11 protein-coding genes and 1 riboswitch are annotated in these 11904 nt (G+C 40.2%); of the genes, 2 read left to right on the top strand and 9 right to left on the bottom strand.

The window, feature by feature from the left end:
• The 3 genes from ABN080_RS16310 to btuB form a co-directional block, all read right to left on the bottom strand.
• Nucleotides 1-256 (bottom strand): hypothetical protein (locus ABN080_RS16310; protein ID WP_349441523.1); only part of this gene is annotated, 256 nt, incomplete at its 3' end.
• A 10-nt stretch (nt 257-266) separates the two neighbouring features.
• Nucleotides 267-1133, bottom strand: a complete 867-nt coding sequence (gene murI / locus ABN080_RS16305; protein WP_349441522.1) for a glutamate racemase — start codon at nt 1131-1133, stop codon at nt 267-269.
• Complete coding sequence (gene btuB, locus ABN080_RS16300; RefSeq protein ID WP_349441521.1) at nt 1078-2934, bottom strand: TonB-dependent vitamin B12 receptor BtuB; 1857 nt, start codon at nt 2932-2934, stop codon at nt 1078-1080. Before btuB ends, murI begins: the two co-directional genes overlap by 56 nt.
• A gap of 69 nt (nt 2935-3003) precedes the next feature.
• A riboswitch (cobalamin riboswitch) is annotated at nt 3004-3210 on the bottom strand.
• 112 nt (nt 3211-3322) lie between these two features.
• On the opposite strand from btuB, the gene trmA reads away from it, so the two are divergent.
• On the top strand, nt 3323-4420 hold the full coding sequence (gene trmA, locus ABN080_RS16295; RefSeq protein WP_196554590.1) for a tRNA (uridine(54)-C5)-methyltransferase TrmA: 1098 nt from the start codon (nt 3323-3325) through the stop codon (nt 4418-4420).
• 123 nt (nt 4421-4543) lie between these two features.
• Here trmA and ABN080_RS16290 read toward each other — a convergent pair whose 3' ends face one another.
• Both ABN080_RS16290 and fabR read right to left on the bottom strand, forming a co-directional pair.
• On the bottom strand, nt 4544-4945 hold the full coding sequence (locus ABN080_RS16290; protein WP_072070604.1) for a YijD family membrane protein: 402 nt from the start codon (nt 4943-4945) through the stop codon (nt 4544-4546).
• Nucleotides 4945-5631: an HTH-type transcriptional repressor FabR gene (gene fabR / locus ABN080_RS16285; RefSeq protein WP_072070605.1), complete on the bottom strand. Its 687-nt coding sequence runs from the start codon at nt 5629-5631 to the stop codon at nt 4945-4947. The genes ABN080_RS16290 and fabR overlap by 1 nt, the downstream gene beginning before the upstream one ends.
• A gap of 199 nt (nt 5632-5830) precedes the next feature.
• On the opposite strand from fabR, the gene sthA reads away from it, so the two are divergent.
• Nucleotides 5831-7228 carry a Si-specific NAD(P)(+) transhydrogenase gene (gene sthA, locus ABN080_RS16280; protein WP_349441520.1) on the top strand — a complete coding sequence of 466 codons (1398 nt, stop codon included), beginning with the start codon at nt 5831-5833 and terminating at the stop codon, nt 7226-7228.
• Here the strand turns inward: sthA and oxyR are convergent.
• From oxyR to argB, 4 genes are all read right to left on the bottom strand, one after another.
• On the bottom strand, nt 7220-8137 hold the full coding sequence (oxyR, locus tag ABN080_RS16275) for a DNA-binding transcriptional regulator OxyR (RefSeq protein WP_072070607.1): 918 nt from the start codon (nt 8135-8137) through the stop codon (nt 7220-7222). The genes sthA and oxyR overlap by 9 nt on opposite strands.
• A 249-nt stretch (nt 8138-8386) precedes the next feature.
• Complete coding sequence (argH, locus tag ABN080_RS16270; protein ID WP_349441519.1) at nt 8387-9769, bottom strand: argininosuccinate lyase; 1383 nt, start codon at nt 9767-9769, stop codon at nt 8387-8389.
• A gap of 77 nt (nt 9770-9846) precedes the next feature.
• A complete protein-coding gene (locus ABN080_RS16265) occupies nt 9847-11055 on the bottom strand; it encodes an argininosuccinate synthase (RefSeq protein WP_196554593.1) in 1209 nt (402 codons plus the stop codon).
• 75 nt (nt 11056-11130) lie between these two features.
• Nucleotides 11131-11904, bottom strand: a complete 774-nt coding sequence (gene argB, locus ABN080_RS16260) for an acetylglutamate kinase (RefSeq protein WP_196554594.1) — start codon at nt 11902-11904, stop codon at nt 11131-11133.

Below are 11904 nucleotides of genomic sequence, written 5' to 3'. Positions count from 1 at the left end.
TGTCTGATAATTTGTTAAAGAGCAGTGCAACATTCGCTGCCGTTTCCGGTCTTCTGCGTTGTTGCGAGGAGGCGTATTCTACATCTTCCTCATTCAGTGTCAAGCGTTTATTTTCAAGGCTTTTCACTTTTTTCTTTGTCCTCTCGGCTAACTCACTTAGCGTGGTTTGCCGTGACAACGAGGGCGCATTATAGGGAGTTTTGTGAAGCTGGCAACACTTTTTTTGAGTTTTTTTACTGACCGTTGAATTTTCCATCAAATTGCACTTAAAGCGCCAGTTTTCTGAGCGATCCAAAGCCAAAGCTCGCTAAAATAGGTTTTAGTAATTCGCTATTCTCATCTTCTTTTAGACAATAAGCGAAGCTAATTTCATTTGACCCCTTAATTTTCGCTTGATTTACGACCAACCACGCAGTTCTTCGTGCAATTGCAGCACCAGAATCAATAATTCGAGTACCATCAGGTAAAACTGAAAGTAGTTCTTCTGCTAATAAAGGGAAATGCGTACAACCTAATACTACAGTATCGGGTGGCTCTTTCATTTTTAGCCAAGGTGCTAAAATCTTACGTAGCTCATCTAGAGAGACTTTTTCACCGTGCAATTTCTTTTCAGCTAATTCCACCAGCTCGGCCGAACCTAAAGAGTGAACTTTGCAATCAGTTGCAAAGCGTTCTATCAGTTCATGGGTATAAGGCCGTTTAACGGTTGCTCTCGTCGCTAATAATCCAACTACACCATTACACGTTAATTTTGCAGCGGGCTTGATGGCGGGTACAACTCCCACAATAGGAATATCGGTAAACTTAGCGCGCAAAGCAGGAAGGCTTACAGTACTGGCTGTATTACAGGCAATAACAATTGCCGCAAGATCATGCTTTTCAGCAACCACACTAACGATACGAACAACACGGTCAATAATAAACTCTTGGGATTTTTCCCCATAAGGGAAAGCTTCATTATCGAAAACATAGATATAGTGAGCATCCGGTAATTTTTCACGGATCTCACGATAAACAGATAAACCGCCAACCCCTGAATCAAAAACTAATACAGTAGGGTTAGCGGTAAGTTGTGCATCAGAAGTTGTAGCTTCCTGTGAGGAAGTATTCACGCCCTGGTGTGTGATAGCCATAAGCTGTCTCATAATCTTTATCAAACAGGTTAGCTATTCTACCACGAATCGATAGATGTGATGTAATAGGATATGACGCAGTTAAGTCCCAAAGACTCACTCCACCTAAAGAAACATTCTCATACGTGCCGTAATCTTTATCCGTGCGCTGACCAATATATTGGTAAGTCACTCCCATATCGAGTTTCTCAACTTGCCAATCAAGTTGATATTTCAACTGTTGACGAGCACGACGGTCAAGACGTTGGTGCGTTTCTTTATTTCTTGCATCTATATATTGGTAATTAAAGGTATGATGGAAAAACCATGTATCCATTTCCCCTGTAAATTCGGCACCTTTAATTAATGCCTTTCCAACATTGTAATTACGATATGGATAGTTAGATTCACCTTGGATCAAAGAATCAATATCATTGCGATACACAGTGACTCGCCATGCTAACGGCCCCGTTAATCCTTCAAAGCCACCTTCCCACTGTTTGCTCTTTTCAGGTTGCAGATCAGGGTTACTTCCCCACTCACTATAAAGTTGCATCAAGGTCGGCGCTTTAAATGCAGTACCATATCCCCCAATGACACGATAGCCCTCAACAAATTCCCAACCTAAATTCGTTTGCCAAGTGGTATGCCAACCATATTCTGAGTGATTATCAGAACGCACAGACGCTTCAGCGATAACAGTACCTAACTTTTGCTGTCCTGTGAGATATAAGCCGGTATTGTCAAAGTGTTCTTTATTAGGGAATCCGTTAGAGCCGGCTTTTATAGATTGACGTTGCCAATCTATACCGCCACCGACACTGCCATTACCTAATAAAAGGTGATTTCCCCACTGCACATTATATTGTTCAGAGTTAGTAAAACGGCTTCCTTTACCATAACGACCATAACGAGGATCATAATCATAATCTTTGGTGTAGTTATAACTGGTATTTAAAGAAGAAGAGTAGTTATCGCGATTAAATTTCACGCCACCATCATAGGTGCGGCTGAATAGTGCTCTTGTATCCGTTAAGATATCATTATAACTGTCATAATAAGCATCATAAGCGGTACGATTATCAAAACCATAAGCACGTGCATATATAGAAACATTATCGTTAATATCGTGATTGGCCCCTAACCACAACGATTTATTCATAAAACCATCGCGATCAGGTTGTGGATGCCCACCTGTATTCCCATTTGCTTCTACATCATAGCCTTTGGTATAGAGATAACTGCCTGCTGCCGTTAATGTCGTTCTATCCCCGACTTTCTGTTTTATAGATCCATCATATTCTTGATAGCCATGAGAACCCATTGTGGCGTTAAGCGTTCCTCCTTCCGTTTTTCTTTCTGTGAGGATATTAATCACACCACCAATTGCATCGGAACCATAAACAGAAGAACGAGGCCCTCTTATATATTCAATTCGTTGAACAAGAGAAAGGGGAATTTGGCTAATATCGGAGCTGCCAGACACATTAGCCTGATTTAAACGCACACCATCCACTAAGATAAGTACATGTCGAGATTCAGCGCCACGCACATAAATAGAGCTCATCTGCCCTATTCCACCATTTTGTCCCACATCAATACCCGGCATTCTACGTAATACATCAATCACACTATTACTCTGCCAGCGATCAATCTGTTCACGTTCAACAACGGTGATAGGCGCTAAAATAGAAGAGTTCGGCTCTTGAAAGCGGTTTGCAGTCACACTTAATGTATCGTTGTTATTAGCAAATGCACTAAAACTGCTCACCATTACACTCAAAGCTATACTTGAAATAAAGAAAACTTTTTTATTATTCATGAAAATCTGCATCCAACAGAATAAGTAGCAGGATGCCGCCAAAATTAAATAAAGCGCGTATTTAATTTAAGATGCGACAGGTCTTCGGCAGGTCTTCGGACTCTAGGTTAAATAAACAATTTTGTGTATTTAAGATAATGACTTCCCACCGCACTTATGAGTGCTTTGCAGTGTCTTTTATTATCCTTGATCCTATTACCGCTGCGCGTCAGTTCTGGCTTTGCACCAGATTCCCTTTTCACTCCTATAAAGGAGGCCGAACAGCTATGCTACGATTTCAACTTCACTGAGTCCAGAAATTGAACATGAAGAATACTGGACATCTTCATGAGGATCTCTACAATTTCGCTCGCTTAACTTTATTACTGCCAAAAAAAGGCGAGATACCATGCAGAATTCATTACCAACGCAAACATATCAGTCTCAACTGAATGAAAAAACACAACGCCTACAAACGATGATGGCTCCTTTCAATGCGCCTGAAGCAGAGGTTTTTTCATCACCAGAACAGCATTATCGTATGCGTGCGGAATTCCGTATCTGGCATGAAGAAGATTCTCTCTATCATATTATGTTTAACCAAGAGACTAAGCAGCGTATTCGTGTTGACCAATTTCCCGTTGCCAGCCAACTTATTAATAAAATGATGGTTGCCTTATTGGCAGAAATAAAAGACAAGCCAACACTCAGAAAGAAACTATTTCAAATTGATTATCTTTCTACGTTAAGTAATAAAATTATTGTCTCTTTGCTGTATCACAAGAAAATTGATGAAACTTGGCAACAAGAAGCACAAGCATTACGCCAGACCTTAATTGCTCAAGGCTTTGATGTGCAGTTAATCGGCCGTGCATATAAAACAAAAATTATGCTCGACAACGATTTTATTGATGAAGTGTTACCTGTCGCGGGTAAAGAGATGATTTATCGCCAAGTTGAAAATAGCTTCACGCAACCTAATGCTCAGGTCAATATTAAAATGTTGGAATGGGCATTAAAGGCAACAGAAAACGCGAAAGGTGATCTGCTTGAATTATATTGTGGTAATGGCAACTTTTCATTAGCGCTCGCACGTAATTTTGAGCGTGTACTGGCAACAGAAATTGCAAAACCATCTGTTCATGCGGCGCAATACAACATAGCAATGAACCACATTGATAATGTAAAAATTATTCGTATGTCTGCAGAAGATTTTACGCAAGCAATGAATGGAGTAAGAGAATTTAAACGTCTAGAAGGGATTGATTTAAAAGATTACCAATGTGAAACCATTTTTGTCGATCCACCTCGCAGTGGTTTAGATGAGAAAACTGTAGAGCTGGTTAAAACTTATCCTAGCATTTTATACATCTCTTGTAACCCAGAAACACTGTGTCAAAATTTAGAGACCCTAATAAAAACACATAAAATCAGTAAATTAGCTTTATTCGATCAATTCCCATACACCCATCATATGGAATGTGGTGTGTTATTAGAAAAAAGATAACTGTTTATTTCTCTTCTTAGAGTAAAAAATCCTTTAATAACCTGAATAAAAACAAAAACACCAGCAAGATAACTTGCTGGTGTCAAAATTTCGCTGTGTTTACAACAAAGAGATTAGTACAGACTAGTACTGTTCTGCTTGTGATGCTCTTTCAGCTTCTTCGGCCTGTAGACGTAAGCGTTGGCGCTGTTTAAATTGACGATAAATCCACAACGCAACAATAACAATACAAACAGAAGAGAAAAAGTTTGAACCCCATTCAGGATTAGCAGTTCTGGTGTAAGCGTTATAACCGAATAGGCCTAATAAAAAGAATGAAAAAATCAGCTTAGGCATACCATCGGTCATAGGCTGATTTAAATAACGCTGATATAAACAATAAACTGCCAAGATTAAACTGATTAGTGGGAAAACTGACCACGTCTCAATAAATGGATTAAAAAAACTCGAATAAGTACCATGTAAAGCGACACCAATGACTGTGGCAAGTAATAGCGTGCTTTTTTCACAGCGATTTTGTTCCATCATTTGTCTCCTTTCTGATGCGTTTTTTTCTTTATTTCTGGGTTATCTTGTAGAGGTGTTTGCGTCTCTTGCTCGCGTCGATACCAATAATAAGCACCTTTAGCAATCATACGCAGTTGTAAAACTAATCTTTCTTCTAATTGTTGACGCTTTTCAATATCAATATCCAGTGCTTCTGCGCCTGCACTAAATACAATAGTGACCATTGCTTCAGATTGCATTTCTGTAAAATAACGTGGCATATGACTTTCTTGCTCAAGGTAGTCTGCCAGTTCTGCAATAAAATGTTGGATCTCTCGTGCGACTGCGGCACGAAATTCCGCCGAAGTCCCAGAACGCTCACGTAATAGTAATCGAAATGCATTAGGATTATTGCCAATGAATTCCATAAAAGTAGCTACTGATGTTCTGATAACACTGCCACCTTTCGCAATGCGTTGACGTGCTTGTCGCATCAGTTGGCGTAACATCAATCCACTTTCATCAACCATTGTCAGCCCAAGTTCATCCACATCTTTAAAATGGCGATAAAATGAGGTAGGCGCAATACCGGCTTCTCTAGCTACTTCTCGTAAGCTTAAGCTGGTAAAGCTACGTTCAGCACTCAGTTGGCTAAAAGCAGCTTCAATTAAAGAGCGACGAGTTTTTTCTTTTTGTTTAGCTCTGATGCCAATATTATTACTCACAGAAATCCTGATAATCCTAATTTGGTTTATGCTCAATATATCAAACTTTGTTAAAAAAGCAGTGCGTACAATCATCTCTAAAGACACATTCTCATAAAAACTCAACAAAGTGTGACTAATGCCCTTAATGTCAATTGGGCTATTATTCATTCTAATGTTAATATAGCGTTGTCGGTTTGTATAAAACAGGTCTCTTCCTATGCAACATTCTCATTTCGATGCCATTGTTATCGGTTCAGGTCCTGGCGGTGAAGGCGCGGCCATGGGGCTTGTGAAACAAGGAAAACGCGTCGCAGTTATAGAACGTTATAACAAAGTTGGTGGTGGTTGTACGCATTGGGGCACTATTCCCTCCAAAGCCCTACGCCATGCAGTAAGTCGCATTATCGAGTTTAATCAAAACCCACTTTATAGCGACCAATCTCGTCTTATTAACTCCTCTTTTTCTCAAATACTTCGTCAAGCCAGCACCGTGATTAGTCAGCAGACTAAAATGCGTCAAGGTTTCTACGAACGTAATAACTGTACAATGTATTCGGGTGAAGCAGCATTTATTGACGAGCACAGGATCAGCGTACGTTACCCTGATGGTACTTGCGATATTCTCTCTGCTGATAGCTTTATTATTGCAACGGGCTCTCGCCCTTACTGCCCACCTGATGTCGATTTCTCTCATTCTCGTATTTATAACAGTGACACTATACTTGATTTAGAGCATGAACCTCACCATGTCATTATTTATGGCGCGGGTGTCATTGGTTGTGAATATGCCTCTATCTTTAGAGGATTAAGAGTAAAAGTAGACTTAATCAACACTCGTGATCACCTCTTGTCTTTCCTTGATCAAGAGATGTCTGATGCACTTTCTTATCACTTCTGGAATAACGGCATTGTTATTCGTCATAATGAAGAATACGAAAGCATTGAAGGCGTCGATGATGGTGTTATTGTTCACCTAAAATCAGGTAAAAAAGTCAAAGCAGATTGCCTACTCTACGCAAATGGCCGAACAGGAAATACGGATCTGCTGGGCTTAGAAAATGTGGGCATTAAAACAGATAGTCGTGGGCTCATTTCTGTTAACGCCCATTACCAAACTAGTTGTGAACACATTTATGCCGTAGGGGATGTCATTGGTTATCCAAGTCTGGCTTCAGCTGCTTATGATCAAGGTCGTATTGCGGCTTTGGCAATCACAGCGGGAAAATCAGAAACACACTTGATTGAGGATATTCCAACTGGGATCTACACCATTCCTGAAATTAGTTCTGTAGGTAAAACAGAGCAACAACTCACTGCAATGAAAATCCCTTATGAAGTGGGCCGTTCTCAGTTTAAACATCTGGCAAGAGCACAAATAGCAGGTATGAATGTAGGGAGTTTGAAAATTCTCTTCCACCGTGAAACCAAGCAAATTTTAGGTATTCACTGCTTCGGCGAACGCGCAGCAGAAATTATTCATATTGGCCAAGCAATTATGGAACAAAAAGGTGAAGGTAATACTATCGAATATTTCGTTAATACGACCTTCAACTATCCAACAATGGCAGAAGCCTATCGTGTTGCTGCACTTAATGGTTTAAACCGCTTATTTTAATGCACTCTGTTTTTCTGCATAAAATGCGGTCATATGTTCACGGATTGTCTCTGCTAACTGTTCATAACGATTACGCAAAGGCGATCCGGGACGATAAACCAAAATAATAGAACGTGATGGATTGGGATCAGTACATTCTAGATAACAAACTCCATCACGTTTCTGCTCTTGAGGCACTGATAAATCAGGCAATAGGGTTATTCCACTACCCGCAGCGACCATATTACGTAATGTCTCTAAACTCGTTGCTCTAAAATGAGTGTCTTCTTTTGCACCCGCCTGGAAGCAAAATCCTAACGCTTGATCCCGTAAACAGTGCCCATCTTCTAGCATCAATAAACGCTGACCCGCTAAATCGCCCATTGGTACAGACTCACGTTCATGCCACGGATGTCCTTCATAAATCGCTAATTTCATTGGCTCTTCAAATAGAGGCACTTCAATAAACGGCGCACTCTCTTTAACCATTGCTAAAATTGCACAATCGAGCTTTCCGCTATCTAGTTGAGCTAATAAGCTATGAGTTTGTGCTTCATGAAGGTACATTTCTAACTTAGGATAGTTTTTATGCAATTCAGGAATAATATGAGGCAATAAATAAGGGCCGACAGTAGGAATAAGTCCAATATGTAAAGGGCCAGCCATACTTTCACCTTGCAATGAAGCCATTTCTTGTAGCACTTTTACTTCACGTAGAACGGTTTTCGCTTGATCCACCAGCAACAAACCTTGTTGCGTAAACAGAACCTTACGGCTAGTTCGTTCAAGCAACATTACACCCAGTTCATCTTCAAGCTTACGAATTTGGCCACTTAATGTTGGTTGACTCACATGGCAAGAATCTGCCGCACGGCGAAAATGTTTATGCTCAGCTAGAGCCACCAGATATTCCAAATCACGGATATTCATTGCAGATCCCACATTTATTGCTGATAGTTAATGTCTATAGATAATATAGCAACTGATAAATTTTTCTATCAGTCGAATGTTATTCTGTCTCTCTTTTTTGATATTTTTTAATAAACAAGTCTAATTACTTTATATTCTAAAGAATTCAAGATGAACACAGATATTATCGGCAATTAAAAATAAAAAAACAGGGCAATAATCCCCCTGTTCTTATGGAATAACAGTAAGTTGTCTTAAATAAACTCTTTTTTATTTATCCATTCTTAATGTTTCTTTTGCCTTTTCTATCGCATAAGTGACCTGTTTTTGAGAAACGCCACCTTTTGCAAGACGCTTATCTAAACATGATTGAAGCGATAAAATATCGTACACATCAATCGTGATTTTATCGTTAAACATCTGTAATTCAGAAAGAGGAAGCTCTTCAATCGCTTTACCTTGCTCAATCGCACAAACAACCACTTCACCCACAATATGGTGCGCTTCACGAAATGGCACGCCTTTAGCAACAAGATAATCTGCCAGTTCAGTAGCGTTAGCATAACCTTGTTTAGCGGCTTCTTCACAGCGAGAACGACGGATCTGAATGCCATCAAGAACTAATGTTGCCATATGCAAGCAATCAGACCATGTATCAATAGCATCAAATAACCCTTCTTTATCTTCTTGCATATCTTTATTGTAAGCCAAAGGCAGGCCTTTTAAGGTCATCATCATGCCAGTTAATGCACCTTGAACACGTCCACATTTTCCACGGATAAGCTCAAGCGCATCAGGATTTTTCTTTTGAGGCATTAATGATGAGCCTGAAGTCACTTTATCTGATAATTCAATAAAGCCTGCTTCTCCACTATTAAAGAAAATTAAATCTTCAGCAAAACGAGATAAATGTACCATCCCAATAGATGCGGAAGATAATAGCTCCAATACATGATCACGATCAGATACACTGTCTAGGCTATTATTAGTTGCACTCGCAAAACCTAACCACTCTGCTAATTGTTCACGATCGATATCATAAGCGGTACCCGCTAATGCACCGCATCCCAGTGGGCTGATATCCAAACGTTTCAAAGCATCAGCTAAACGACTTTCATCTCTAGCTAACATTTCATTGTAGGCCAAACACCAGTGTGCGAATGTTACTGGTTGAGCGCGTTGTAAATGGGTATAACCCGGCATCACCGCATTTTGATTTTGTTCTGCCGTAATGACTAAAGCCTTTTGTAATTGAACAATCGCTTGGCGAAGATGAATGACCTCTTCTTTGCACCATAATTTTAAGTCTGTTGCGACCTGATCATTACGGCTACGACCTGTATGTAATTTTTTACCTAAATCGCCAACTTTAGCAATAAGCTTACTTTCAACCCAACTATGAATATCTTCTGCATCACTTTGCAAAATTGATTGTGGATTTGCTGTTACTTCTTCTGATAATTCATTTAAAGCTTGCTCAAGTTGAGCTTGTTCATCTTGCGATAATACGCCCACTGTGACTAACGCTTTAGACCAAGCTACTGAGCCAAAGATATCCTGTTGTGCCAGTCGAAAATCAAACCGCAGTGAATCATTGAATTGTTTAAACCGTTGATCAGCTTCCTGACTAAAACGTCCACCCCAGAGTGCCATAATCGCTTCCTGTATTTATTCTGTGTAATAAAAAAGAGTGAGAGTGATGCTTATTAGCACCACTCTATTGCCTGATGTTATTTCTTGCTCAGCGCACGAATACGTGATGGCAGAGAATATAAACGGATAAAACCTTCAGCATGACTGTGATCGTAAACTTCATCTTCACCAAAGGTTGCAAATTCCTCAGAGTACAGGCTATTTTCTGATTTTTTCTGAATGGCATTCACATGGCCTTTATAAAGCTCTAAAACCACTTCGCCATTCACCTCTTTTGCCAGCGATTCAGCAGCTGCTTGTAGTGAAGCTCGGATTGGCGTAAACCAACGACCGTCATAAGCCACATACGACATTTCTAAACCAAGTTGTTGACGCCATTTAAACGCATCTCTATCAAGAACAAGTTGCTCAACACCACGCAGAGCAGCCATCATGATAGTGCCCCCTGGAGTTTCATAGCAGCCACGAGATTTCATTCCCACTAAACGGTTTTCAACAATATCAATACGTCCGATACCGTGCTTAACACCTAATGTATTTAATGTATCTAAACATTCAAAAGGTGATTGTGTTTTACCGTTTACCGCGACAACTTCACCTGCTTTCACTGTAACAGTGACTAATTCTGGTGTCTCTGGCGCTTTCTTAGGATCGACGGTCCATGCCCAACAATCTTCATTTGACGCATTCCATGGACTTTCTAACACACCACCTTCCGTTGAGATATGCCATGCGTTTTCATCACGACTATAAATTTTCTCAAGTGTAGCCGTAGTGGGAATATTACGAACTTTCAGATAATCCAGCAGTGCTTCACGAGAACGTAAATCCCATTCTCTCCAAGGTGCGACGACTTTAAGTTGTGGAGCAAGTGCCGCATAAGTGCTTTCAAAACGAACTTGATCGTTACCTTTACCTGTTGCACCATGAGCAACAGCATCAGCACCTAATTTTAATGCCAACTCAACCTGTGCTTTAGCAATAACAGGACGTGCCATTGAAGTACCTAATAAGTAGCTACCTTCATATAAAGCACCTGTTTTTAATACAGGATAAACATAGTCTTTGATAAACTCTTCACGTAAATCAACGACATAACACTCAGATGCTCCCGACGCTAACGCTTTTTGTTCTACGCCAACTAAATCATCACGGCTTTGCCCAACATCTGCAACAAAAGCAACAACTTCACAGTTATCGTAATGTTCTTTTAGCCAAGGAATGATCGCCGAAGTATCTAATCCACCTGAGTACGCAAGTACAATTTTCTTAATGCCTTTAGTCATAGTGATAACCTTCAATTCCTAATTTGTTTAAATTCAGCCAACTATCAAATAGTGATAAGATTTCTAGAGTTATTTTTAAGCTAAAATACGGGTTCCTACTGCAACACCATTAAACAGTGCAGTTAGTTTTTCAGCATGGCGCCAACTGGCAATTTCAACGGGTTTACCGAGTGTTTTTGCCGCTTCTAACGCTGCATTTACTTTCACAATCATGCCGTCAGTAATAATGCCTTGGTCAATTAATGTCTGTGCTTTTTCGGCTGATATCTCTGCTATCTTTTGGCCCTTACCATCTAAAATGCCACTGACATCTGAAAGCAACACTAAATCAGCACCCAATGTTTCTGCGATAGCGGTTGCGGCTTGATCTGCATTCACATTCATCAACTCTCCCTTCTCAGTCATACCGATAGAGCTGATAATAGGTAGATAGCCCGCACCCAGTAATAAATTAAGTAAATCAGGAGAGCCGGGAGTTGCATTTCCTACATGACCTAACTCTTCATTGATTTGAGTGACTTTCGCTAATTGTCCATCACCCAAAGAAAGTCCCACTCCATTAAGCCCAAATTGAGTTGCCCACGATAACAAGGTCTTATTGGCACTTCCGGCCAGTGCTCCTGTAATGATGTCTATCTGATCAGCGGGTGTAACACGCAGGCCTTGCTTTTTCACGACCGGTAATTGCAATTTACCCATCAATTCATCCACCAAACAGCCACCACCATGTACGATGACCAAAGGGCGAGAGTGTGTTGAACGATATTGTTGTAATGCTGTGAAAAAGCGTGTTAGCGCTTCTTCGTTATCAAGGAGTACACCACCCAGTTTGATAATTAATGGTTCCAT

The organism is Proteus sp. fly-1089, from assembly GCF_040138965.1.
Classification (GTDB): domain Bacteria; phylum Pseudomonadota; class Gammaproteobacteria; order Enterobacterales; family Enterobacteriaceae; genus Proteus; species Proteus vulgaris_B.
Note: the sequence above shows the minus strand (reverse complement) of the source record. Positions and strands in the feature narration are given on the sequence as shown.

Excerpts from the sequence above, each read along its gene's own strand:
- murI (WP_349441522.1), bottom strand. The coding sequence starts at position 1,133 with ATGGCTATCACACACCAGGGCGTGAATACTTCCTCACAGGAAGCTACA.
- argB (WP_196554594.1), bottom strand. The coding sequence starts at position 11,904 with ATGGAACCATTAATTATCAAACTGGGTGGTGTACTCCTTGATAACGAA.
- sthA (WP_349441520.1), top strand. The coding sequence starts at position 5,831 with ATGCAACATTCTCATTTCGATGCCATTGTTATCGGTTCAGGTCCTGGC.
- btuB (WP_349441521.1), bottom strand. The coding sequence starts at position 2,934 with ATGAATAATAAAAAAGTTTTCTTTATTTCAAGTATAGCTTTGAGTGTA.
- argH (WP_349441519.1), bottom strand. The coding sequence starts at position 9,769 with ATGGCACTCTGGGGTGGACGTTTTAGTCAGGAAGCTGATCAACGGTTT.
- ABN080_RS16290 (WP_072070604.1), bottom strand. The coding sequence starts at position 4,945 with ATGGAACAAAATCGCTGTGAAAAAAGCACGCTATTACTTGCCACAGTC.
- ABN080_RS16265 (WP_196554593.1), bottom strand. The coding sequence starts at position 11,055 with ATGACTAAAGGCATTAAGAAAATTGTACTTGCGTACTCAGGTGGATTA.
- trmA (WP_196554590.1), top strand. The coding sequence starts at position 3,323 with ATGCAGAATTCATTACCAACGCAAACATATCAGTCTCAACTGAATGAA.
- oxyR (WP_072070607.1), bottom strand. The coding sequence starts at position 8,137 with ATGAATATCCGTGATTTGGAATATCTGGTGGCTCTAGCTGAGCATAAA.